The sequence below is a fragment of the Rhodoplanes sp. SY1 genome (assembly GCF_046000175.1).
Classification (GTDB): domain Bacteria; phylum Pseudomonadota; class Alphaproteobacteria; order Rhizobiales; family Xanthobacteraceae; genus Rhodoplanes.
Map to the genome: position 1 here is coordinate 113698 of NZ_JBEOMB010000100.1, position 21346 is coordinate 135043.

General features: G+C 71.2%; 24 protein-coding genes and 1 other RNA gene. 6 read left to right on the forward strand and 19 right to left on the reverse strand.

The window, feature by feature from the left end:
• Positions 1-21: 21 nt before the first annotated feature.
• Entirely contained in the window at positions 22-1437 is a 1416-nt protein-coding gene (locus tag ABTU92_RS22505; protein WP_408093858.1) for a hypothetical protein, read from the reverse strand.
• 297 nt (positions 1438-1734) lie between these two features.
• On the opposite strand from ABTU92_RS22505, the gene ABTU92_RS22510 reads away from it, so the two are divergent.
• Together ABTU92_RS22510 and ABTU92_RS22515 are read left to right on the forward strand one after the other, a co-directional pair.
• On the forward strand, positions 1735-2520 hold the full coding sequence (locus tag ABTU92_RS22510; RefSeq protein ID WP_408093859.1) for a hydroxypyruvate isomerase family protein: 786 nt from the start codon (positions 1735-1737) through the stop codon (positions 2518-2520).
• 234 nt (positions 2521-2754) lie between these two features.
• The gene (locus tag ABTU92_RS22515) at positions 2755-2961 is read left to right on the forward strand and encodes a hypothetical protein (protein ID WP_408093860.1); all 207 of its coding nucleotides are present in this window, start codon (positions 2755-2757) and stop codon (positions 2959-2961) included.
• Positions 2962-3228: 267 nt separating this feature from the next.
• On the opposite strand, the gene ABTU92_RS22520 is transcribed toward ABTU92_RS22515, so the two are convergent.
• Together ABTU92_RS22520 and mbfA are read right to left on the reverse strand one after the other, a co-directional pair.
• On the reverse strand, positions 3229-4137 hold the full coding sequence (locus ABTU92_RS22520; protein WP_408093861.1) for a metallophosphoesterase family protein: 909 nt from the start codon (positions 4135-4137) through the stop codon (positions 3229-3231).
• A 53-nt stretch (positions 4138-4190) separates the two neighbouring features.
• A complete protein-coding gene (gene mbfA / locus ABTU92_RS22525; protein WP_408093862.1) occupies positions 4191-5147 on the reverse strand; it encodes an iron exporter MbfA in 957 nt (318 codons plus the stop codon).
• Between the two features lie 184 nt (positions 5148-5331).
• On the opposite strand from mbfA, the gene radC reads away from it, so the two are divergent.
• Positions 5332-6051 (forward strand): RadC family protein, encoded by a 720-nt coding sequence (radC, locus tag ABTU92_RS22530; RefSeq protein ID WP_408093863.1) that lies wholly within the window; start codon positions 5332-5334, stop codon positions 6049-6051.
• A 63-nt stretch (positions 6052-6114) separates the two neighbouring features.
• On the opposite strand, the gene ABTU92_RS22535 is transcribed toward radC, so the two are convergent.
• Both ABTU92_RS22535 and ABTU92_RS22540 read right to left on the reverse strand, forming a co-directional pair.
• Complete coding sequence (locus tag ABTU92_RS22535; RefSeq protein WP_408093864.1) at positions 6115-6840, reverse strand: AprI/Inh family metalloprotease inhibitor; 726 nt, start codon at positions 6838-6840, stop codon at positions 6115-6117.
• 254 nt (positions 6841-7094) lie between these two features.
• Positions 7095-8084: a 2-hydroxyacid dehydrogenase gene (locus tag ABTU92_RS22540; RefSeq protein ID WP_408093865.1), complete on the reverse strand. Its 990-nt coding sequence runs from the start codon at positions 8082-8084 to the stop codon at positions 7095-7097.
• A gap of 170 nt (positions 8085-8254) precedes the next feature.
• On the opposite strand from ABTU92_RS22540, the gene ABTU92_RS22545 reads away from it, so the two are divergent.
• The gene (locus ABTU92_RS22545; RefSeq protein ID WP_408093866.1) at positions 8255-8863 is read left to right on the forward strand and encodes a PH domain-containing protein; all 609 of its coding nucleotides are present in this window, start codon (positions 8255-8257) and stop codon (positions 8861-8863) included.
• Between the two features lie 25 nt (positions 8864-8888).
• Here the strand turns inward: ABTU92_RS22545 and ABTU92_RS22550 are convergent, their stop codons facing one another.
• The 6 genes from ABTU92_RS22550 to ruvC all read right to left on the reverse strand — a co-directional run bounded on the left by ABTU92_RS22550 (position 8889) and on the right by ruvC (position 13934).
• Positions 8889-9887 (reverse strand): DMT family transporter, encoded by a 999-nt coding sequence (locus tag ABTU92_RS22550; protein ID WP_408093867.1) that lies wholly within the window; start codon positions 9885-9887, stop codon positions 8889-8891.
• Positions 9888-10134: 247 nt separating this feature from the next.
• On the reverse strand, positions 10135-10950 hold the full coding sequence (locus ABTU92_RS22555; protein ID WP_408093868.1) for an ABC transporter permease: 816 nt from the start codon (positions 10948-10950) through the stop codon (positions 10135-10137).
• A gap of 10 nt (positions 10951-10960) precedes the next feature.
• Entirely contained in the window at positions 10961-11734 is a 774-nt protein-coding gene (locus tag ABTU92_RS22560; protein ID WP_408093869.1) for an ABC transporter ATP-binding protein, read from the reverse strand.
• Positions 11735-12131: 397 nt separating this feature from the next.
• Positions 12132-12572, reverse strand: a complete 441-nt coding sequence (locus ABTU92_RS22565) for a cytidine deaminase (protein WP_408093887.1) — start codon at positions 12570-12572, stop codon at positions 12132-12134.
• Positions 12572-13189, reverse strand: a complete 618-nt coding sequence (gene ruvA / locus ABTU92_RS22570) for a Holliday junction branch migration protein RuvA (RefSeq protein WP_111360707.1) — start codon at positions 13187-13189, stop codon at positions 12572-12574. The genes ABTU92_RS22565 and ruvA overlap by 1 nt, the downstream gene beginning before the upstream one ends.
• 223 nt (positions 13190-13412) lie before the next feature.
• Complete coding sequence (gene ruvC, locus ABTU92_RS22575; protein WP_408093870.1) at positions 13413-13934, reverse strand: crossover junction endodeoxyribonuclease RuvC; 522 nt, start codon at positions 13932-13934, stop codon at positions 13413-13415.
• Positions 13935-14159: 225 nt separating this feature from the next.
• Here ruvC and ABTU92_RS22580 point away from each other — a divergent pair, with 225 nt between their 5' ends.
• Together ABTU92_RS22580 and scpB are read left to right on the forward strand one after the other, a co-directional pair.
• A complete protein-coding gene (locus ABTU92_RS22580; RefSeq protein ID WP_408093871.1) occupies positions 14160-15956 on the forward strand; it encodes a GGDEF domain-containing protein in 1797 nt (598 codons plus the stop codon).
• Positions 15957-16171: 215 nt separating this feature from the next.
• Complete coding sequence (gene scpB, locus ABTU92_RS22585) at positions 16172-16951, forward strand: methylmalonyl-CoA decarboxylase (RefSeq protein ID WP_408093872.1); 780 nt, start codon at positions 16172-16174, stop codon at positions 16949-16951.
• Positions 16952-17004: 53 nt separating this feature from the next.
• On the opposite strand, the gene ABTU92_RS22590 is transcribed toward scpB, so the two are convergent.
• The 8 genes from ABTU92_RS22590 to ABTU92_RS22625 form a co-directional block, all read right to left on the reverse strand.
• A complete protein-coding gene (locus ABTU92_RS22590; RefSeq protein WP_408093873.1) occupies positions 17005-17259 on the reverse strand; it encodes a type II toxin-antitoxin system RelE family toxin in 255 nt (84 codons plus the stop codon).
• Positions 17256-17456, reverse strand: coding sequence for a hypothetical protein (locus tag ABTU92_RS22595; RefSeq protein WP_408093874.1), 201 nt, complete (start codon positions 17454-17456; stop codon positions 17256-17258). Before ABTU92_RS22595 ends, ABTU92_RS22590 begins: the two co-directional genes overlap by 4 nt.
• 37 nt (positions 17457-17493) lie before the next feature.
• Positions 17494-18240, reverse strand: a complete 747-nt coding sequence (locus ABTU92_RS22600) for a YebC/PmpR family DNA-binding transcriptional regulator (protein WP_408093875.1) — start codon at positions 18238-18240, stop codon at positions 17494-17496.
• Positions 18241-18465: 225 nt separating this feature from the next.
• Positions 18466-19290 (reverse strand): TIGR00282 family metallophosphoesterase, encoded by an 825-nt coding sequence (locus tag ABTU92_RS22605; RefSeq protein WP_408093876.1) that lies wholly within the window; start codon positions 19288-19290, stop codon positions 18466-18468.
• A gap of 85 nt (positions 19291-19375) precedes the next feature.
• On the reverse strand, positions 19376-19987 hold the full coding sequence (locus ABTU92_RS22610; protein ID WP_408093877.1) for a 5-formyltetrahydrofolate cyclo-ligase: 612 nt from the start codon (positions 19985-19987) through the stop codon (positions 19376-19378).
• A 71-nt stretch (positions 19988-20058) separates the two neighbouring features.
• A non-coding RNA gene (gene ssrS, locus ABTU92_RS22615) (6S RNA) lies at positions 20059-20216 on the reverse strand.
• A gap of 293 nt (positions 20217-20509) precedes the next feature.
• Positions 20510-20896, reverse strand: coding sequence for a cell division protein ZapA (locus ABTU92_RS22620; RefSeq protein ID WP_408093878.1), 387 nt, complete (start codon positions 20894-20896; stop codon positions 20510-20512).
• A 154-nt stretch (positions 20897-21050) separates the two neighbouring features.
• A complete protein-coding gene (locus tag ABTU92_RS22625; protein WP_408093879.1) occupies positions 21051-21335 on the reverse strand; it encodes a DUF4164 domain-containing protein in 285 nt (94 codons plus the stop codon).
• Positions 21336-21346: the final 11 nt, after the last annotated feature.

The window sequence follows — 21346 nt, forward strand, 5'->3', positions numbered from 1 at the left end:
ACGTCACGACCGTCGTCGTCCTCACTGCCGCCGCCGCGAGATCACGTAGGACTCGTCGTGGAACCACAGGCCGCCGTGCTGCTGCAGGACCTCGCGGGTGGCGTCGAGATAGCCGCCGTCCGCCACCGCGGCGGCGAGTCGGTCGTCCTCCACCTGGGCGACGTAGACGGCGGCGTTCCAGGCGGCGAACAGCGTCGAGGTGCCGATCGTGTCGGCGAGCTCGCCCGGCAGCGCGTCCATGTCGTAGCGGAACAGCGCGCGGTTGTCGGCGAAGGCGTTGAACACGAGGTCGCGGCCGTCCGCCCCGAGCTCCTCCTTCACGGCGCGCAGGATGTCGTGGCGGTCGTGCACGAAGGGATCGTCGCCGGGCCACACCCGCTGGACGATCTCCTGGCCCGGATCGTGGCCGTAGGAGTGCACGGCGACCAGCCGGCCACCGGGTGCCAACGCGCGGGCGAGCGGCGCGATCACGCGCCGCGCCTTGAAGGCGAGCGGCGCGCGCGCCCGGTAGGGCTGCGAGGCGATCACGAGATCGTAGTCGGCGATCGCGGCGCCGCGCCGCGGGATCACCTGATCGAGCAGGAAGCGATGATCCTCGCGATAGATCACCAGCACGACCGGCCGGTCGAAGCTCGGGGAGCCGGTGCGCGGATCGATTGTGGCGTTCCAGTTCTCCGCCAGAAACGGCTCGAGCCCGCCGATCTGCTCCTCGAAGCGATGCGCGGAGGCGCCGGACAGCGCCAGATCGTGCCAGACGAGGCGGGAGTCCAGGCCGGGCGACCGCCCGCCGAGCCATGGCGCGTCCGCATAGGCGAGATTGGTCAGCACCAGCACCTGGGCCGGATGCTCGAAGAAGCGGTCCGGCATCTTCTGCAGCGTGAGGCGCACGTCCTCCAGGCTGATCTCCTTGCCGACGATGCCGAACGGCATGGTGGGGAAGCGGTCGTGCATGGCCCGCATCACCCGCGCCAGCACGGTGCCGTCGCCGACGCCGGCGTCGAACACCCGCACGGCCGGGGGTCGCGGCGACAGGCCCGCGAGCTCCAGCGCGACCCGTTGGGCGACGACGCGCTTCTCGCTGCATGTATGGACGAACAGCAGATACTTCTGGCGATTGTCGAAGAAGCGGAAGTGACGCTGCGGGCTCGCCTCGCTCGGCACCGCGCGCGGCGGCAGCGGCGTGCGGGCCGCGAGGCCGTTGCTGCGCATCACGCCGTGGCCGCGCAGCAGCAGGCTCGAGCGCAGCTCGGGCGGCACCCGGTTCGCCTGCATGAAGGAGCGGATGCGGTCGAGCGTCTCGGTGGTGATGCGGCCGCCGTTGCGCAGCCGCGCGGCGAGCTTGCCGTCGTTGACGGCGCGCCGGCCGAAGGTCGACTCGGCGAGCCCCGTCTCGCGGCAATAGGCGGAGATCTCCTGGAGCAGTTCCTGGGCGTTCATCGGCGCGTCCCTCCGGGCCGTGGCCCACGTCTGACGCGCGGATTGCGGCCCATGCACAATTGAGTCGTCGGGACGCGGACCGGTCAACCACAAAGTGGCCCAACGCGACGGTGGGCCGCGGATGGGCAAATCACGTTCCTGTTGCGGTCGCGCGGCGCGCCGCAGCGCAGCAAGACGCTGCACTGCGAAGGACGCGTCTGAACACGCGGCGGGGACAGTCCCGATGCGGCGATTGCACAGAGGCCGTCGCCGTCGGATAGCTGATCTCACGTCGGAGCACGATGTCGGAGTTCGAGAATGCCCCGCCTCGCCGCCAATCTCGCCTATCTGTTCGCCGACCGTCCGCCGCTCGATCGCTTCGGCGCGGCGGCCGCGGCGGGCTTCCGCGCCGTCGAGCTGCAGTACCCGTACGACCAGGATCCGGCCGCGATGCGGGCCGCGATCGACCGGCACGACTTGACGATGCTCGGCGTCAACACGGCGCCGCTGCCCGGCGCACCGTCCGGCATCGCCGGCGTGCCGGGGCGCGAGAGCGAGTTCGCGGCGCTGTTCGAGCGGGCGCTGGCGCTCGCCGTCGCGCTCGGCGGCCGGACGATCCACTGCCTGGCCGGCGTCGTTCCGGAGGGTGAGCGGGAGGCCGGCGAGGCGACCTTCGTCGAGAACCTGCGGCACGCGGCCGACCGCGCCGCCGCGCACGGGCTGACCATCCTGATCGAGCCGCTCAACACGGTCGACCGGCCCGGCTATCTGCTGACGCGGGCCGAGCAGGCGGCCGCGATCCTGGCCCGGGTCGAGCGCGCCAATGTGCGCATGCAGTTCGATTTCTATCACCAGCAGATCATGGGCGGCGACATTCTGCGACGGTTCGAGCGCCACCTGCCGCTGATCGGCCATGTCCAGGTCGCCGCGGTGCCGAGCCGGGCCGAGCCCGACGAGGGCGAGGTGCACTACGGAAACGTGCTCGCCGCCCTCGACCGGCTCGGCTACGCGGGCTTCGTCGGCTGCGAATACGTGCCGCGCGGCCGCACCGAGGACGGGCTCGGCTGGGCGGCCGCCTGGGGAATCGGGTCGCCGGTATCCTGATCACGACTGTACGGGATCGCCGTCGACCTGATCAGCTCGCGTCGTGATCACGACCCGATCCGTCTTCCACGACGGCACGCGACGCGATCGCGCCGCACGACATGATTCGACGGAATTCGGTGGAATCCGGCGCAATTCTCCGGATCCACTTAAGCCCTCCTTAAGGGCACGGGCGCACGCTTTGCATTCAAACGGCGGACTCGGGACGGGTCACCAAGGACGCGAGAGGAGCCCATGCTGAGCTCTCGCAAGACGCGCTTCCAGTGGAGCAAGCAGGACCGCGGCACCGATCAGACGCTGTTCCGGTCCATGGCGCAGCGCTGGCAGCCGACCGTCCATCGCCACGACACCGACGCGCTCGACACCATCAAGACGACGACGCCCGAGCCGCCGGCGCCCGACACGCCGCCCGGCTGGACGCCGTGGCTGTGGGTGGATTGAGCGGCGCAAACGACTCCGCCCCTGATCGACGATGCGGCATCCCCGATCTCGGCGCGTGCCCCGAACAAGGCGCACCGGGCCGCAGGCCTGATGCGCCGCAGAGCCGGGGCCCAGGGGCCGCACGACGGGCGGCACGGCAGGCGCAACATCCGACCGCCCCTGGGTCCCGGGTCGCGGCGCTCCGCGCCGCGCCCGGGACACGAGGCTGAACGAGGTCGCTTCAGCCGGAGACGACCAAAGCCAGTAAATGGCGGTCGCGCCCGCGCGTCACGCGGCCGGCAGCAGCGGCCGGCGTGCCAGCTCGGTGATCGCGGTCGCGCCCGGCGCGAAGCCGCGGGTGACGGCTTCGCACGTGAACGCGCCGGGGCTCCCGTCGATCCGATAGAGATTGTAGGCGGCCGGATCGCGCTTGCCCTCGGGCGACGCCGAGGCGGAGGGCAGGCCGAGCGCCGGGATCGGCCCCGCCGGGCCGTCGAGCCAGATCAGCGCGTGGACGTGGTCGTGGCCGTGCAGCACCAGCTCGGCGCCGCGGCGCGCCAGCACGTCCAGGAAGGCGCCGGCATCGACCAGCCGCTTGGCCCGCACGGCCGGCGTCTTCGCCGGCGGGTGGTGCAGCATCACGACCCGAAACAGGCCCTCGTCGCCGAGCTGCGCGAGGCGCGCGTCGAGCCGGTCGAGCTGATCACGGCCCAAGAGGCCGGTCGCCAGGAAGGCCGGCGTCGGCACGGCGCTCGACAGGCCGACCAGCGCCACCGGGCCGCGTCGGCGGACGTACGGAAAGCGCGGATCCTGGTCGGTGCGCGCCTCGCGGTCGCCCTTCATGAAGGCGTCCCAGTGCTTGTCCCACTGAGCGATGGCGGTGCGCACATAGGCGTCGTGATTGCCCGGGACGAAGCTGACGTCGGCGGGCGACCCGAGCGCCGCGAGCCACTCGGCCGTGGCGGCGAACTCGCCCGGCAGCGCGATGTTGACGAGGTCGCCCGTCACGGCGGTGTGGTCGGGCTTCTGGGCGGCGAGGTCGTCGATCAGGTCGGTCAGGATCTCGACCCGGTGGTGACGACGCCGGTTGCGCCGCCAGTTGAGCCAGCCGAGCACCCGCTTGGAGGCGAGCTGCCGGAGCGTCGGCCGCGGCAGCGGGCCGATATGCGGGTCGGTGAGATGCGCCAGGACGAACATGCGCGGCTTATACCAGACCGCGGCCGAGCGTCATCCCGACGCCGCGAACCACCTCACGCGCTCCCGATCAAGATGCCGGCCAGGAACACCAGGACGCCGCCGAGCACCACCTGGAAGGTGGCGGAGAGAAACGGCGTGTCCATGTATTTCCAGCGGATCCAGGAGATCACGCCGAGCTCGACGATCACCACCGCGAAGGCGACCGCCGTGGCGGTGAAGAAATGCGGGATCAGGTAGGGCAGCGTGTGGCCGAGGCCGCCGACCGTGGTCATCAGGCCGCAGACGCCGCCGCGCAGCCAGGGCGAGCCGCGGCCGGTGAGCGAGCCGTCGTCGGACAGCGCCTCGGCGAAGCCCATCGAGATGCCGGCGCCGATCGACGCCGCCAGGCCGACCAGGAAGGTCGCCCAGGTGTCGTGGGTCGCGAAGGCCGCGGCGAACAGCGGCGCCAGCGTCGACACCGAGCCGTCCATCAGGCCGGCGAGGCCGGGCTGGACGTATTGCAGCACGAACACGCGCCGCGCGGTCGCGTCCTCGGTGGCGCGAGCGTCGGTGGTCAAGAGCTCGCCCTCCAGCCGCTCGGCCATCGCCTCGTGCGTGTCCTCGGCCTCGGCGAGCTTCAGCAGGAGCTGGCGGGTCGCGACGTCGCGGCTCGCCTCGGCGGCGCGGCGATAGAAGCGCGCCGTCTCGTACTCCATGGTCTCGGCGTATTTGCGCACCTCGTCGAGGCCGAGCGGCTTGACCAGCCAGACCGGCTTGTGGCGGACGAAGCCTTTGACGTCCTGGCGACGGATCAAGGGAATGAAATCGCCGAACTTCTGCCGGTAGAGGTCGAACAGCCAGCCGCGGTGGTGGACCTCTTCGTCCGCCATGGCGTCGAACAGGGCGGCCGTCTTGGGGTACTGGGCGCGCAGCCCTTCGGCGAAGCCGCGATAGATGCGGCTGTCCTCCTCCTCGTTGGTGATGGCGAGGGCGAGCACCTCCTGCTCGGTGAGGTCGGCGAAACGCTTCATGGGGCACCGTGGAGTTGTTTAGATGTATTCTAAACTGATCCTAGCGCCGAGTGCCCACGCCCGCCAGCGCGTCCGCCGGCCGCCAGCCATGCGCACAACCGCGGGCTGCGGCGACGATTGCCAACGCGCCGCCGAGTCGGCCATTGTGCGAGCGGCGACAATGCCGGCTCACCCGGTGTGGACCATGGCGGACGAAGAGCAATCCGACGACCGGGTCGGGCTTTCGGAGGCGTCCCCTCACTATCACGGCCATCGCGACCGGCTGCGCGCCCGCTTCCGCGAGGCCGGCAGCGACGCGCTGACCGACTACGAGCTTTTGGAGCTGGTGCTGTTCCGGGCGCTGCCGCGGCGCGACGTGAAGCCGCTCGCCAAGGCACTGATCGCCCGCTTCGGCTCCTTCGCCGAGGTGATCGCGGCGCCGCCGCGCCGGCTCGGCGAGGTGCCGGGGCTCGGCGAGTCGGCCATCACCGACTTGAAGATCGTGCAAGCGGCGGCGCAGCGCATCGCCCGCGGCGAGGTCAAGCGGCGCACCGTCCTGTCGTCGTGGTCGTCCGTGCTCGACTATTGCCGCACCGCCATGGCGTTCGCCGACAAGGAGCAGTTCCGCGTCCTGTTCCTCGACAAGCGCAACCAGCTGATCGCCGACGAGGTGCAGCAGACCGGCACGGTCGACCACACGCCGGTCTATCCGCGCGAGGTGGTGAAGCGGGCGCTCGAACTGTCGGCGACCGCCGTGATCCTGGTCCACAACCACCCGTCCGGCGACCCGACGCCGTCGCGCGCCGACATCCAGATGACCCAGGCGATCCTCGAGGTGGCGAAGCCGCTCGGCATCGCCGTCCACGACCACATCATCGTCGGCAAGGACGGCCACGCCAGCTTCAAGGGCCTGCGGCTGATCTGAGCGGCGCGGTGCCGGAGGAACGGCCTCGCCTTGCTTCGGAGGCCCGCCGTCGCGGCGCTGCGTCTACCGCTTGACCATCAGGATCGGGTCGCGGGTCTCCGGGACGCGCTGCCAGGTCTTCGGCTCGGTCTCCTCGAACCGCCAGGTGCGGTTGCCGGCGCCGGTGAGCACCAGCTCGTCGCGGTCCATGGTCCAGGCGGTCGGCGCGAAACGGGTGACGGCGGCGTCGCAGTCCGGCCCGAGCCGCAGGGCGAACCCCTCGCCGGCCGGCGCGGTGGCGAGCGTCACCGGGCAGAGCACGCGGCCGCCGAGGCGCAGCGTCCAGTCGCCCGCCATCTCGGCCTGGCTCGGCGCCGGCGGCTTCACCGACGCGGCGGTCTGCAGGAACAGGATGCCCTCGCCGGGCTTGGGCGCCTCCCACAGGCCGTGCTCGACCTCGCTGAACTCCAGCATCGCCTTGCCGCGGGCATCGACGAAGCGGAGAAAGTCGTTGTCGCCGAGCGTCCAGGCGGCGGCGTCGCGCAGGAACGGGAACACCCCGGCGCACGCCTTGTCGAAGTCGATCTTCATGCCGAGCGACCCGGCCGCGTCGGTCTTGAAGCCGACCGTGCAGCGCCGGTCGCGGTCGGCGTTGGAGAACTCCCAGGCCGTGCCGGCGACCGTGCGGGCCGCCTCGCTCGGCGGAGGGGCCGGCGGCCTGGCCGCCGGCGGGGCGGGCCGCTGCGGTGCGGGCGGCGGCGCCGGCGCCTGGGCGACGGCGGGGCCGGCCGCGAGAAGGGCGACCAGCATCAGGGCGGACGGCGCGGCGCGCGAAGGAACTCGGGCTCTCATGCGATCAGGCTAGCGCATCTTTGGGCAGCGATGAACCACGCCGTGGCGCAGGCACGGCGTGCCCCGGACAAGGGGCGTCGGGCCGAAGGCCCGATGCGCCGCAGAGCCGGGATCCCGGGCCGCGGGGAAGAGCCTCGGCCGGAGCCCCTGGGTCCCGGTTCGCGGCGCGATGCGCCGCGCCCGGGACACGGGCTTCTTCCCGGACCGACTGCTCACCGTGCCAGCGGCCACGGCGTCTCCGGCACCGGGGTGACCGGCCCCTTGCCGGCGAACCAGCAGGCGAGGTTGTCGACGACGAGCTGGTCCATGCGGGCGCGGGTGTGGACCGAGGCCGAGCCGAGATGCGGGAGCAGCACCACGTTCTCCAGGGCGATCAGCTCGGGCGGGACATGCGGCTCGTTCACGAACACGTCGAGGCCGGCCGCGAAGATGGTGCGCTCCTTCAAGGCCTGGATCAGGGCGGGCTCGTCGACCACCGAGCCGCGCGCCATGTTGATCACGATGCCGTCGGGCCCGAGCGCCTTCAGCACCGTGGCGTCGATCAGGTTCCGGGTGGCGGGACCGCCCGGCAGGATCAGCATCAGCGTGTCGACGTCGCGCGCCATGTCGATCAGCGCCGGATAGTGGCGGTACGGCACCGCGGGATTGTGCCGCCGCGTGTGATAGACGACCGGCACCCCGAAGGCGTCGAGCCGGCGCGCGATGGCGCGGCCGATGCGGCCCATGCCGACGAGCCCGACGGTGCGGTTGCGCAGCGTCGCGCGGCTCAGCGGGAACGGCGCCTCGGCCCACTTGCCGGCACGCAGATAACGCTCCGCTTGCGGCAGCTCGCGCACCGTGGACAGCAGAAGCCCGAGCGCCGTGTCGGCGACCTCCTCGTCGAGCACCTCGGGCGTGTTGGTGACGACGATGCCGTTCTGCCCGGCCCAGGCGGCGTCGATGTGGTCGTAGCCGACCCCGACGCTCGACACGATCTCCAGCTTGGGGAAGCGTTGCAGGAAGGCGGGGTCGATCTTGTTGCCCGAATGGGTGACGGCGAGCGCCCGCACCCGGCCGGCGACGTCAGCCAGGAACCGCTCGCGATCCGGCGCCTCGATCAGCCGGTGCAGGCGGACGATCGGGTCGAGCCCGCCGACCACGATCGGCTTCGCGGTCCCGACCAGAAGAACATTTGGGGTGTCGCCTGCGGTGTCGGTCGCCATCGGGGGTCTCCTGCCTGTTCTTGCATGTCGGCCCGGCTTATCAGCGGCCGGTCCGCACCGGCAAGGCCGCGCCGCGCAGGGCCGATCCTGCCGGCTCCGGGCCAGCCGATTCCACCCTCCGGCGAAACGCGGTATGGGTACGGCCGCGGAGCCGGGGAGATCGCGCGCGCATGGGCTATGTCGACACCGTTCTGCTGCCGGGCGAGACCGTGCGGTTCCGCACCGGCCGGCATTGGGTGCTCTACGTGCCGGGACTCGTGCTCGCGCTCGCCGGGGCTGGCTGCGCCGGCTGGACCACCTATGCCTATGCGACGGCGGAGTTCGGCGTGCATGTCGACGTGCTGTGGCCGGCGCTGTCGGCGGGGCTCCTCGGGCTCGCGCTGGTTCTGCTGGTGCGGGCCTGGTACCGCCGTCGCGTCACCGAGATCGCCGTGACGGACCGGCGGGTGATCTACCGCTCCGGCCTGTTCCGTCGGACCACGAGCGAGATGCCGATCGACCGCATCGAGAAGATCGACGTCGACCAGGGCCTCGTCGGCCAGATGCTCGACTTCGGCAATGTCAGTGTGAACGGCATCGCCTGCGGCATCGGGGCGGACCGGCTGAAGCGGATCGCCGGGCCGATCCGGCTGCGCAGCCACGTCATCGCCGGTGACCACCCGGTGCGCGTGCCGCAGGGACCGGTGGTCGCCGAGATCGGCCGGCCGGCGCCGGCAGCGACCCCGACGTCCGCCACTCCGGTGCCGGCCGACACCACGCCGGCCGCCGCCGCGCGCTGATCCCCCTCCCCTGCAGAACGCCGCCTCAGCCGCGCCGGCGCACCCGCTCGCGGTGCAGGAGATAGAGGCCGGAGGCGATCACGATCGTCACGCCGGCGATGGTCCAGCGGTTCGGCACGTCGCCGAACACCACGAAGCCGAGAATCGTGGTCCACAGAATCTGGCTGTAGGAGAACGGCGACAGGATCGAGGCCGGGGTGTGCCGGTGCGCGACGATCAGCAGGAAATGGCCGAGGCTGCCGAAGCCACCAAAGCCGATCATCAGAACGATCAGCAGCGGGTCGGACGGCGTCGTCCAAACGAACGGCATCACGGGCGCGAGCGCCAGCACGCCGACGAGGTTCGAGTAGAACAGGGTCGTGGCGTCGGAATCGAAGCGCGACAGCACCCGGGTGGTGATGGCGTAGAACGACGCGCAGACGGCCGACAGCATCGACAGGATCGCGGCCGGATGCACCGCGCCGAAGCCCGGCTGCAGCACGATCAGCACGCCGACCAGCCCGACCACGATGGCGGCCCAGCGCCGCGGCCCGATCTTCTCGCCCAGCATCGGCCCGGCCAGTGCCGCGACCATCAGGGGCGTCGAGAACAGGATGGCGAGCGCCTGGTCGAGCTGCAGGAATCTCAGCGCGGCGAAGTTCAGGATCGTGGTGCCGAGCAGCAGCGCAGAGCGGCCGATCTGAAGCACGGGGCGCTGCGTGCGAAGGAGTCCCGGCCGGGTGATCGGGTTGAACACCAGGAGCGCCAGCACGAAGGCGCTGGCGTAGCGGGCCCACACCACGGCGAGCACGTCGACATGGCGGCCGAGATACTTCGCCGTGGCGTCGAGGCAGGCGAAGCACGCGACGGCCCCGCACATCAGCAGGATGCCGAGCAGCCGCATGCGCTGGGCATACGCGGCCGCGTCGTGCCCCGTCACGGCCGGCAGGGCCGGCTGATCCGGTAAGGCCGGCTGGATGTCGCCCGCGGAAACGTCCGTCGGCGCGGGCGGCTGCGGCGAGGACGGGTCGGTCGGGGCGGTCATCGGGCCTTCGGGCGTGGCGAACAGGAGCGGCGCAGCACCATGCTGCAACAGTGGCCGTTTCGGGGAGGTGACCGGGGAGCGACGGCATGGCTCCCATGCCGGCGATGTGATCGCGGTCATTCCGGGGCGGCGCGCAGCGCCGAACCCGGAATCCAGCCGAGCGCTCGGAGCTCGCCGCTGGATTCCGGGTTCGCGGCTTCGCCGCGCCCCGGAATGACGGCGCCCCGTACCGGCCGTCCGGACCTTGTCACACGCCCCGCGAAAACGTGCTCTCGTGCCAGCGGCGTAGGACCAGCCAGGAGACCAGCGACAGCACCGCGTAGACGACGATGCCGGCGGCGGACAGCAGCAGCAGCGCGGCGAACATGCGCGGCACGTCGAGCCGGTAGCCGGCCTCGGCGATCCGGAAGGCGAGGCCCGAGCCGGCGCCGGCGGAGCCGGCCGCGATCTCGGCCACCACGGCGCCGATCAGCGACAGGCCGCCGGCGATGCGGGCGCCAGCCAGCATGGCCGGCAGCGCGGCAGGGAGCTGCAGGCGAAGAAGCCGCTCCAGCCGCGAGGCGCCGTAGAGCGTGAACAGGTCGTCGAGATTGGGATCGACCGAATGCAGACCGAGCGTCGTGTTGGCGAGCATCGGAAAGAACGCGACGATCCAGGCGCAGGCCAGCACCGCGACGGGCTGCGGCAGCCAGATCAGCAGGATCGGCGCGATGGCGACGACCGGCGTCACCTGCAGGATCACGGCATAGGGGTAGAGCATGTCCTCGATCAGCCGCGACTGGCTGAACAGGATGGCGAGCCCGGCGCCGCCCACGACCGCGAGCAGGAAGCCCTGTGCGGTCGTCTCCAGCGTCACCAGCAGCGAGCCGAGCAGGATCGCGTGGTCGGCGATCAGGGTGGCGAAGATCGCGCTCGGCGCCGGGAGCTGCCAGGCCGGCAGATCGAGGGCGCGGACGACGATCTCCCACACGGCGCCGCCGATGAGCAGCGCCAGCACGGGTCGGGCGAGCCGCGAGGCGCGGCGCCAGCCGGAAACGCCGTCGTGATCGGGCCCGCCACTCATGCCCAAATGCTCATGCGAAGGCCTCCCCCATCGCTTCGGCAAGGGCGCCGCCGACGGTGCGGCACAGGCTCGCGAACTCGGGCGAGGTCCGAAACGTTTCTCCGCGCGGGAACGGAGCATCGATGGTGATGTCTGCGGCGACCCGGCCGGGGCGCGGTGACATCACCACGATGCGGGTGGAGAGATAGACGGCCTCGAACACCGAATGGGTGACGAACACCACGGTGGTGCCGAGCCCCTGCCACAGGCCGGACAGCGCGTTGTCGAGCCGGAACCGGGTGATCTCGTCGAGCGCCGCGAACGGCTCGTCCATCAGGAGGAGATGCGGATCGGTGACCAGCGCGCGGGCGATGGCGGCCCGCATCTTCATGCCGCCGGAGAGCTCGCGCGGATAGGCGCCGGCGAAGCCGTCGAGCCCGACCCGGGCGATCGCCGCGGCGACCCGCGCCTCGACGTCCTCGCCCCGCCGCGTCAGCCGCAGCGGCAGCCGGACATTGCCGGCGACCGTCGCCCACGGCATCAGGGTCGGCTCCTGGAAGACCACGCCGAGATCGCCCGGAGCCGGCGCCACGCCCGCGTCTCCATCACCCCACACGACCGCCCCGTCTGACGGCCTCGCGAGGCCGGCGATCAGCCGCAGCGCCGTCGACTTGCCGCAGCCCGACGGCCCGACCAGCGACAGAAATTCTCCACGCCGCACCGTCAGGTCGAGCCCGTCCAGCGCCAGCGTCCCGGTCGGGAACGCCTTCCTCACCCCGCGTAGCGCGACCACCGGAGCAGTCATGCCGGGCCTGCGTCCTGCCGATGGCGCCGCCGCGCATCACCTCTCCCCGCGCGCGGGGAGAGGTCGGAGTTCGCGCCGCGGGCGCGAAGTCCGGGTGAGGGGGCGTCTCCGTATCCACGAGGCGCCCCCTCACTCGTCACGTCGCGTCGCCGCTTGCGTTCCCTCCCCCCTTGTGGGGGAGGGACAGGGAGGGGGGTGAGCCACAGACTCGGCATTCGTGGCTCACCCCCCTCTCCACCTCTCCCCCACCACAAGTCGGGCTTGCCCGACTTGTGCGTGACGAGGTGCAACCCGGGCAGGCCCGGGTTGCAGGGGGGAGAGAGCAGGCTGCGGCCGAGGGGAAGCGCCGCGCTCCAAAACGGTGTGGCGCCCCGCTGAAAGGCGGCGTTGTGCACCATCACAGCCCGGTCCCGCGGTTGTACTTGTTGGGCAGGAGCGCGCCGATCGGCACCGCGATGGGGCCGGTCTCGCCCATGATGATGACGCGGGCGTCGGGATCGTAGTCGCAGATCAGCTCGCGGCAGCTGCCGCAGGGCGAGACGACCCGGATCGTCTGGTCGGGCTCGTGCGGGCGCGGGTGGCGCACCGCCACGATGGTGTCGATGCCGGTCTCGCCGTGGTCGGTGACCAGCTTGCCGAGCGCCACCGCCTCGGCGCACACCGCCATGCGGCCCAGATACGCATCGAGATTGACGCCGGTGATGATCTGGCCGGTGCGGCTGCGCAGCGCCGCCCCGACCTCCTGCCAGTCGTTGCGGTAGCGCCGCGTGATCGCCTCGCAGGCCGCGTCGATCAGCTCCTGATCCTGCGCCGACAGCGCCGTCGCCCTCGCGTCCATCACGTCGACAGCTCCTTCAATCCAAGGCGGATCAGCTTGGCCGTGTCGGCACCGTCGCCGGCCGCCCGCACCGCGGCCGCGACGGCGGCGGCGGCCTGCGGCTGGCCGTAGCCGAGATTGACCAGCGCCGAGACGGCGTCGGCGACCGGCTGCGGCGCCCGCTTGTCGGCGAGCGCGCCGGACAGCTTCGCCACCGTCGGATCGACCGAGGCGTAGGCCGGCGCCTTGTCCTTCAGCTCGGTGCAGATGCGCTCGGCGACCTTCGGCCCGACGCCCGGCGCGCGCGCCACCATGGCCTTGTCGCGCATCGCCACCGCCGAGGCGAGCTCGGCCGGCGGCAGCGTCGAGAGCACGGCGAGCGCCACCTTGGTGCCGACCCCCTGCACGGTCTGCAGCAGCCGGAACCACTCGCGCTCGACGTCGGAGAGGAAGCCGAACAGCCGGATCTGGTCCTCGCGGACATGCGTCTCGATCGCCAGCGTCGCCGCCTCGCCCTCGGCCGGCAGTGCCTGCAGGGTGCGGGACGAGCAGTGCACCACATAGCCGACGCCATGCACGTCGACGACGACGAAGTCCTCGCCGTAGGAGTCGATGACGCCCTTGAGCTTGCCGATCATCGCTGCGCCCGCAAACGACAGCGCCTGGGTGAGAGCGCTGGCGGTGTTCGTTCCCTCCCCCCTTGTGGGGGAGGGATAGGGAGGGGGGTGAGCCCCACCCGCATGAGCGAGCCGCTACCCCCCTCCCCATCCCTCCCCCACAAGGGGGGAGGGAGCAGGGTGCGGCCACGCCCGTCGCATCCCGAGCCCTTCAGGCGAGGAGATGGCTGTTTCGTCACCGCCCTCATCCCCCCGCCGCCTTTGCCAGCGTCGCGCGGATCACTGCGCTGGTGCGGTGGTGGGCGTGGCAGACCGCAATGGCGAGGGCGTCGGCGGCGTCGTGGGTCTGCGGCGCCGCCTTGGGCAGCAGCATGCCGATCATCATGCGGATCTGGTCCTTCTCGGCGTGGCCGGCGCCGACGATGGTCTTCTTCACCAGATTGGGGGCGTATTCGGCGACCGAAAGTCCGGCGAGCGCCGGCACCAGCAGGGCGACGCCGCGCGCCTGGCCGAGCTTCAGCGTCGCGGAGGCGTCCTTGTTGACGAAGGTCGATTCGACCGCTGCCTCTGCGGGGGAGAAGTCGCCGATCACCCGGGCGAGCCCGTCGTGGATCGCCACCAGCCGCGCCCCCATGGCGTCGCGCTCGTCGCTCGCCACCGAGCCGCAGGCCACATAGGCGAGCCGGTTGCCCTCGACGTCGATCACGCCCCAGCCGGTGCGGCGGAGGCCGGGATCGATGCCGAGAATTCGAATCGCTGCGCGCATGATCGCCAGTCTTATACCAAGGTGCGGCGGAATCGACCGAGCCGGTTCGGTCGACGTCGAGGCATCGCCCGCGGACGCGGCGTAAACCCTTCGTCAACCACGCGAGAAGCGGTTACGGAACTGTCACAAGCCGAAAAGGGTCGCGGGCTAGTCTCCTGTCCTCGGAGCCGCCGACCGGATCGTGGGCTCCGCGAGGATGCCATGCCCGTCCCCATGACCGCTCCCATGCCCGCTCTGCCCGCGGCAGGCGCCGCGCTGCCGCGCCTCGGCCGTGACCACATCGTGTCGCTCGCCAAGCTGGTGGTCGACTACGCGCTGCAGCCGATCGTCGAGATCAACACCGGTTACGTCTACGGCTACGAGGCGCTGATGCGCGGGGTCGATCGCCTCGGCCTCGACACGCCGATCGCGCTCCTGGACCTCGCCGCCGAGGCGGACGTGCTGGTGCCGCTCGAGCAGATGCTGCATGCCCGCGCCATCGCCAAGTTCGCGAGCCTGCCCGATTCGGCCGGCAAGAAGCTGTTCATCAATCTCGACGGACGCGCCCTCAAGGCCGGCCACCAAATCCTGGGCTCGGTGGGCAAGGTCCTGGAGAGCAAGCGCATCCCCGCCTCGACCCTGTGCTTCGAACTGTCCGAGCGGTTCGACAACGACGCCGAGCCGACCTTCGGAGCCGTGGTCGGCACGCTGCGCACCATGGGCGGCCGGCTCGCCATCGACGATTTCGGGCTGGGGGTCTCCGAATTGAAGCTGCTGTGCGACCACGGCATCGACTACATCAAGATCGACGGCCACTTCATCCGCGACATGGCGCAGAGCCAGCGCAAGCGTCTCCTGGTGACCACGATCGCCAACCTCGCCCATGTGCTCGGCATCCGGGTGATCGCCGAAGGCGTGGAGACCGAGGCCGAGTACATCGCCTGCCGCGAGGCGGGCTGCGATCTGGTGCAGGGCTGGTTCGTCGCCCGCCCGACCTGCGAGATGTCGGAGCTGCTCGCGACCTACCCGCATGTCGTGACGGCCCGGGCCAAGCACCGGCGCGACCGTAAGACCGACGAGCTCCTGATCCGCAACCAGATGGCGGCGCTGCCCGCGGTCGCGATCGACGCCGAGCTGCCGGCCGTGTTCGAGCTGTTCCGCAAGGCGCCGCAGGAGCACTTCTTCCCGGTGGTCGACGACGCCGGCGAGCCGCGCGGCATCATCCACGAGCGCGACCTCAAGCAGTACATCTACATGCCGTTCGGGCGCGACCTCCTCACCAACCGCGCCTATCAGCGCCGCATCTCGTCCTTCGTGACCGCCTGCCCGATCGTCGACATCGCGACCGAGGCCGAGCACATCCTCGAGGTGTTCGCCAACGCCCACGGCAGCGACGGCGTGATCGTCACCGAGAACCTGAAATACATCGGCGTCCTGTCGACGGCGGCGCTCCTCTCGGTGATCAACGACAAGAAGATCCAGCAGGCGCAGAACCAGAACCCGCTCACCGAGCTGCCCGGCAATCTCTCGATCACCGACTTCGTCGCCGTCGCCGCGCTCGACGGCGACGTGCGGCGGCACTTCTGCTACTTCGACTTCGACGACTTCAAGCCGTTCAACGATCGCTACGGATTCCCGCACGGCGACCGCGCCATCTCGCTGTTCGCCACGCTGATGCGGCGCCTGCTCGGCGGGCCCGGCGTGCTGCTCGGCCATGTCGGCGGCGACGACTTCTTCGCCGGCTTTCGCGATCACGATCCGGCGGTGCTGCGCGCGACGCTCGCCGAGCTGCTGGAGGACTTCCGCCGCGAGGCGCGCAAGCTCTACGGCCCGGAGGACCAGCGGCTCGGCTTCATCACCGGGCGCGACCGCGACGGCCGCAGCCGCCGCTTCGACCTGCTCCGCTGCAGCGTCGCCGTGCTGGAGCTCGGCCCCGGCACCGTGACCAGCGACCTCGACCAGATCCACGCCGTGATGGCGCAGGCGAAGTCGCAGGCCAAGCACGAGCCGAGCGCGACCGCCTGGCGGGTTTTCGCCGCGTGAGGGGCATCTCGCGTCATTCCGGGGCGCGCTGAAAGCGCGAACCCGGAATCCAGCCCGGTTCGCGGAGCTTGTCGTTGGATTCCGGGTTCGCCGCTTCGCGGCGCCCCGGAATGACCGTGGCTGGAGCGCGACCTCGCCCCGCATTCTTCCGACTGCCGCAGCCGCCGCAAATCAGCTAGGCGGTCGCCCATCCTTCACACCTTCGGGAGCGCTCAATGGGCCTGATCACCACGTCGCGCGACGGCTTTGTCGGCACCGTCACGCTCGACAACGCCGAGAAGCGCAACGCCCTGTCGAGCGCCCTGATCGACGCGCTGTGCACGGCGCTCGAAGGTTTCCGCAGCGACCATCTGCGCGCCGTGGTGCTCCGCGCCCAGCCCGGCGTCTCGGTGTGGTCGGCCGGCTTCAACATCGACGAGCTGCCCGAGGGGCATCGCGATCCGCTCGGCTGGGACGACCCGGTGCGTCATCTGGTGCGCGAGATCTCGCGCTTCCCGATCCCCGTCATCGCCATGGTGGAGGGCAGCGTGTGGGGCGGCGCCTGCGAGGTCGTGCTCGCCTGCGACATCATCGTGATCGCGCCGAACGCCAGTTTCGCCATCACGCCGGCCAAGCTCTCGGTGCCCTACAACATCTCCGGCATGCTGACCTTCTTGAACGCGGCGCCGGCCTGCACGGTGCGCGAGATGGCGTTCACGGCGAAGCCGGTCACGGCGGCGCGCGCCTTCGACCTCGGCATGGTCAACCACATCGTGCCGATCGAGGAGCTGGAGACCGTCACGTACGGCATCGCCAGGGACATCGCCGCCAACGCGCCGCTCGCCGTGTCGGTGATGAAGGAGCAGCTCCGCATCCTCGAAGGCGCCCATCCGGTGAGCCCGGAGGGCTTCGAGCGCCTGCAGGGCCTGCGCCGCGTCGTCTACGACAGCCAGGACTACCTGGAGGGGCTTCGCGCTTTCAAACAGAAGCGCAAGCCGGTGTTCGAGGGGAAGTGATACCGATCGTTGGTTGGGCCGGGCGGTGCGCGCGTGACTTGCGGCCGCGGTCTCTATCCCACGAGACCGTCGTAGTCGGCATGCGAGCCGATCCAGAACCACAAGAGCCCGCCGTCGATCTCGACGGCCAGCGCCCTGTGCTGAAGCCCGACCCGGGCGGACCAGAACCGTCCGACCTTCTTCATGTGGAGCGAGGGGTGGCGGGGGTCCTGTTTCAGTAGCGCGAAGTTCTTGTCGGCGAGATCTCGGACGGCATCGGGCAGGCGCCGGTACGCCGTCCAGAAATCCGGGCTGGCCAGATGCTTCATAGCTCGCGGGCGAGCCCGTCACGGTAGTCTTTCAATGCGCGCTCGGCCAGGCGATCGAGCTTTCCGTCGCTGGCGTCGCGTTCGATCTTGTCGTCGAACCGCGCCGCGTCGAACGCCGCGAACCATGCCCGGAACTGCGCGAGGTCGTTCGGCTGCAGCCGGGCGACGGCCTTCTCGATCTCGTCCAGCGTGGTCATCGAACGCTCCCGACAGAACGAAGCACGGGCGTGTGCCTCACGCCCCCATCTTGGCCATGGCGGCTTCGGAGACCTCGAAGTTGGCGTAGACGTGCTGCACGTCGTCGTGCTCCTCGAGCGACTCGATCAGCTTGAACAGCTTCTCGGCCTGCTCGTCGTCGACCGCCACCGAGTTCTGCGGCTTCCACACCAGCGCCGCCTTCTTGGGCTCGCCGAACTTCGCCTCCAGGGCCTTGGCGACGTCGCGATAGGTCTCCTGCGAGGCGTAGACCTCGTGGCCGCCCTCGGACGACACCACGTCGTCGGCGCCGGCCTCGATCGCCGCTTCCAGCATGGCGTCGGCGGAGGCGACCTCGGGGCCGTACTCGATCACGCCGAGGCGGTCGAACATGAACGACACCGCCCCGGTCTCGGCCAGGTTGCCGCCCGACTTGGTGAAGTAGGAGCGCACGTCGGAGGCGGTGCGGTTGCGGTTGTCGGTCAGCACCTCGACGATCACGGCGACGCCGCCGGGCCCGTAGCCCTCGTAACGGATCTCGTCGTAGTTCTCGCCCTCGCTGCCGGACGCCTTCTTGATGGCGCGGTCGATCGAGTCCTTGGACATGTTCTCGGCCCGGGCCGCGATGATGGCGGCGCGCAGGCGGGCGTTCATGGCCGGATCGGGCAGGCCGAGCTTGGCCGCCACGGTGATCTCGCGGGCCAGCTTGCCGAACAGCTTGGACTTCATCGCGTCCTGCCGGCCCTTGCGATGCATGATGTTCTTGAACTGGGAATGTCCGGCCATGTCGGGTCCTGTCGGGCTCGGTCGTGTCTGTGCGGTCGCGACTCTGCGGTCGGGACCGTGTCGTCGGGTTCGTCGAGGGGTCGCGCCGCAACCGCGGGATGCGGGCGCGCCGACGTCCTCGGGGTCGCCTCGAGGCGCAGATATAAAGAGGCGCGCCGGCAAAAGCCATATTCGGGCCGGTCCCGCAAGGGGCGGGAGCCCCGGGGGACGGCGCTCGGTGGTGGGTCAGGCGGTCCAGAAGGCCGGGACGGCGGGCTCCAGCGCGCCACCGATCCGCACCGGCGCCACCTTGGCGGCGAGGCCGGTCTTGTCGTCGGTCTCTACCGCGAGGCCGCACAGGGTGGCCGGGCCGCCGCCCGGCTCGAACCGGCCGCCCGGGATGCGCCGCAGGAAGCGGTTGAGCGGCTCGTCCTTGGCCATGCCGATGACGGTGTCGTAGTCGCCCGTCATGCCGACGTCGCTCATGAAGGCGGTGCCGCCCGGCAGGATCCGGTGGTCGGCGGTCGGCGCGTGGGTGTGGGTGCCGACCACCAGGCTCGCCCGTCCGTCGAGGAAGTGGCCCATCGCCTGCTTCTCGCTGGTCGTCTCGGCGTGCATGTCGACCACGATGGCGTCGGCGGCGTCGCGCAGCGGGCAGGCGGCGATCTCGCGCTCGACCGCCGCGAACGGGTCGTCGAGCGGATCCATGAAGACGCGGCCGAGCAGGTTGGTCACCAGCACACGGGCGCCGTTGCGGGCCTCGACCAGGGCGACGCCGCGGCCCGGCGTGCCGGGCGGATAGTTGAGCGGGCGGACGAGCTTCTCGGCCCGCTCGATGAACACGAGCGCCTCGCGCTGGTCCCAGGAGTGGTTGCCGAGCGTCACGGCGTCGGCGCCGGCCGAGAGGAGGTCGTGGTAGATCAGCTCGGTGATGCCGAAGCCGCCGGCCGCGTTCTCGCCGTTGACCACCACGAAGTCGAGCCGCCAGTCGCGCACCAGCTCGGGCAGCCGCTCCAGCACCACGGCCCGGCCGCTGCGGCCGACCACATCGCCGATGAAGAGAATTCGCACGCTCACACGTCCCGAAGGTTCTGCGGTCGGACGTCCCCGGAGGCGCGACCGGCCGGCGCCGCCGCGCGGCACCGGGGCGCAGCGCCTAGCGGCAATCGATGATCTCGGCCTCCGTTAGCACGAGATCGAGCCGCGCGTCGCGCTCGTTCGCCGGCACCCGCACGATCTCCTGGGACGCATAGGCGAGCCCGATGGCGACCACCGGCCTCTCGGCCCGCAGCGCCGCGAGGGTCATGTCGTAATGGCCGGCGCCGTAGCCGATCCGGTGGCCGGCCCGGTCGAAGGCCGCGAGCGGCACCAGCAGCACGTCGGGAACGACGATAGGGGCCTCCGGGCCGGGCTCCAAGAGGCCGAAGCCCGCGGTGGTCAGCGGCACGCCCGGCGCCCAGGCGCGGAACAGAAGCGGTTTTCCGCGCCCTTGCACCACCGGCAGCGCGAGTCCCGCGCCGTTCTCGACGAACCGGCGCATCAGCGGCGCCGGATCGATCTCGCTGTGGATCGCCATATAGGCCGACACGACCGTGCCGGCGCCGACCGGCACGGGCAGGGGGCGTGCCGCGATCGCCTCGGCGGCGGCGGCGCGGTCCTCGGCGGCGAGCTCGTCGCGGCGATCGAGCGCCGCCCTGCGCAGCGCCGCCTTCGCGGCGGCGACTTGATCGTTCGGGTGGACCGGGTCGTTCGGGTGTCTTGGGCTCATGCGCGGCGCGGTCGCTCCCGGGACGGGGCAGGGGAGGGCCATCGACCTGGAGGGCCGGGCCGGAAAAGAAGTGCGGAGCCGCCTGAGCCGTCGGAGTATGCGATCCCGGGTTCCCTACCATGGTAGGTGGGCGCCATGTGTCCGGGCCCACGGGCCCGGCCAGGGACAGCTCCCTTCAGGATCGATAAGGCCCCGGGGAAAAGACCCCAAACGCACCCCGCAGCCCCGCACGACCTATCTAGTCGTTTGCGCGCCGCGCCGCCACCCGTTCGGGAGAGCTTCGCATGGCTGGACCATTCCGAGGCGTCAGTCCGGGGCGGCGCCATCGGGTCCGGCCTTCGGCCGGCCCGACGACAGGCTCCGCGCCGAACCCGGAATCCAGTCCGGACTGCCGAGCGCGCGGCTGGATTCCGGGTTCCCGCCTTCGGCGCGCCCCGGAATGACGGCGTATGCAACGCGCTCGTGCGGGCGAGGGGCTGCCACTCGCTGCAAAAAGTGATGTCGGAGCGTGAGGTGCCGTCGTCACCCGGCCGGCAGCTCGTGACCGTCGGCGCCGTGGTCGAGGGCGCGGGTGACCCGCTCGATGCGCTCGGCGGCCGAATCGAGGGCGGCCGCGATCGCCGCCGTTGTCGCCTGGCTGCGCTCGGCGGCGGCCCGGCGGGTTTCCTGGAGCTCCGTCGCCTCCTCCTCGAACCGGCGGGCGCGCTGCGACGCCTCGGCCAGCTCGTCGGCGATCAGCAGGGCCGCCATGACGGTCAGCCGCATGTCGCCGATCTCGCCGAAATTGGTGCGCAGCTTGGTGATGCGCTGGTCGAGGTCGTGGGCGAGCCGGGCCAGATGGTGCTCCTGCCCGTCGTCGCAGGCCATCCGGTACTGCCGGCCGTTGATCGTCACGCTGACATGAGCCATGGCCGACCTTGCTGCGCCGGACCGCGTTGCGCCGGGAGCTGCTGCGTCCGATTCGACGGCGCCCGATCCGGCTGCACCGGACCGCGAGGCGCTCGCCCGCGCCGCATCGAGAAGAGCCCCACGATTCGTTCCTCCGAGCGCCATCGGGCGACCCTCATCCGGTCTCGTCGGTGGCGAGCACGGCCCGCACCGTCGCGATCGCCGCGTCGAGCCGGCCGGCCACCTCGCGGCCGACGCCGTCGAGCCGCTGCGCCCGCGCCGTCTCGCGGTCGAGCGCATCGGCGAGGCGCGCCCGGTCTGCGCCGAGCGTGTGGACCTGCTCGGACAGCGCGCTGAGGCCGCGCTCCAGCTCGTGCCGGCGCTCGACCGCCTCCTCCAACGCCGCGAGGGCCCGCTGGAGCCGGGTGCTGGCCGCTTCCACGATCGTGCTGTCGCTCATGGCGCCCTCGC

What these genes read in the sequence shown, in the direction of transcription:
- radC (WP_408093863.1), top strand. Translation starts at nt 5,332, where the DNA reads ATGGCGGACGAAGAGCAATCCGACGACCGGGTCGGGCTTTCGGAGGCG.
- scpB (WP_408093872.1), top strand. Translation starts at nt 16,172, where the DNA reads ATGGGCCTGATCACCACGTCGCGCGACGGCTTTGTCGGCACCGTCACG.
- ABTU92_RS22505 (WP_408093858.1), bottom strand. Translation starts at nt 1,437, where the DNA reads ATGAACGCCCAGGAACTGCTCCAGGAGATCTCCGCCTATTGCCGCGAG.
- mbfA (WP_408093862.1), bottom strand. Translation starts at nt 5,147, where the DNA reads ATGAAGCGTTTCGCCGACCTCACCGAGCAGGAGGTGCTCGCCCTCGCC.
- ABTU92_RS22535 (WP_408093864.1), bottom strand. Translation starts at nt 6,840, where the DNA reads ATGCTGGTCGCCCTTCTCGCGGCCGGCCCCGCCGTCGCCCAGGCGCCG.
- ABTU92_RS22620 (WP_408093878.1), bottom strand. Translation starts at nt 20,896, where the DNA reads ATGGCTCATGTCAGCGTGACGATCAACGGCCGGCAGTACCGGATGGCC.
- ABTU92_RS22555 (WP_408093868.1), bottom strand. Translation starts at nt 10,950, where the DNA reads ATGAGTGGCGGGCCCGATCACGACGGCGTTTCCGGCTGGCGCCGCGCC.
- ABTU92_RS22590 (WP_408093873.1), bottom strand. Translation starts at nt 17,259, where the DNA reads ATGAAGCATCTGGCCAGCCCGGATTTCTGGACGGCGTACCGGCGCCTG.
- ABTU92_RS22550 (WP_408093867.1), bottom strand. Translation starts at nt 9,887, where the DNA reads ATGACCGCCCCGACCGACCCGTCCTCGCCGCAGCCGCCCGCGCCGACG.
- ABTU92_RS22600 (WP_408093875.1), bottom strand. Translation starts at nt 18,240, where the DNA reads ATGGCCGGACATTCCCAGTTCAAGAACATCATGCATCGCAAGGGCCGG.
- ABTU92_RS22610 (WP_408093877.1), bottom strand. Translation starts at nt 19,987, where the DNA reads ATGAGCCCAAGACACCCGAACGACCCGGTCCACCCGAACGATCAAGTC.
- ABTU92_RS22515 (WP_408093860.1), top strand. Translation starts at nt 2,755, where the DNA reads ATGCTGAGCTCTCGCAAGACGCGCTTCCAGTGGAGCAAGCAGGACCGC.
- ABTU92_RS22595 (WP_408093874.1), bottom strand. Translation starts at nt 17,456, where the DNA reads ATGACCACGCTGGACGAGATCGAGAAGGCCGTCGCCCGGCTGCAGCCG.
- ABTU92_RS22625 (WP_408093879.1), bottom strand. Translation starts at nt 21,335, where the DNA reads ATGAGCGACAGCACGATCGTGGAAGCGGCCAGCACCCGGCTCCAGCGG.
- ruvA (WP_111360707.1), bottom strand. Translation starts at nt 13,189, where the DNA reads ATGATCGGCAAGCTCAAGGGCGTCATCGACTCCTACGGCGAGGACTTC.
- ABTU92_RS22540 (WP_408093865.1), bottom strand. Translation starts at nt 8,084, where the DNA reads ATGGCGACCGACACCGCAGGCGACACCCCAAATGTTCTTCTGGTCGGG.
- ABTU92_RS22510 (WP_408093859.1), top strand. Translation starts at nt 1,735, where the DNA reads ATGCCCCGCCTCGCCGCCAATCTCGCCTATCTGTTCGCCGACCGTCCG.
- ABTU92_RS22580 (WP_408093871.1), top strand. Translation starts at nt 14,160, where the DNA reads ATGCCCGCTCTGCCCGCGGCAGGCGCCGCGCTGCCGCGCCTCGGCCGT.
- ABTU92_RS22565 (WP_408093887.1), bottom strand. Translation starts at nt 12,572, where the DNA reads ATGGACGCGAGGGCGACGGCGCTGTCGGCGCAGGATCAGGAGCTGATC.
- ABTU92_RS22545 (WP_408093866.1), top strand. Translation starts at nt 8,255, where the DNA reads ATGGGCTATGTCGACACCGTTCTGCTGCCGGGCGAGACCGTGCGGTTC.
- ruvC (WP_408093870.1), bottom strand. Translation starts at nt 13,934, where the DNA reads ATGCGCGCAGCGATTCGAATTCTCGGCATCGATCCCGGCCTCCGCCGC.
- ABTU92_RS22520 (WP_408093861.1), bottom strand. Translation starts at nt 4,137, where the DNA reads ATGTTCGTCCTGGCGCATCTCACCGACCCGCATATCGGCCCGCTGCCG.
- ABTU92_RS22560 (WP_408093869.1), bottom strand. Translation starts at nt 11,734, where the DNA reads ATGACTGCTCCGGTGGTCGCGCTACGCGGGGTGAGGAAGGCGTTCCCG.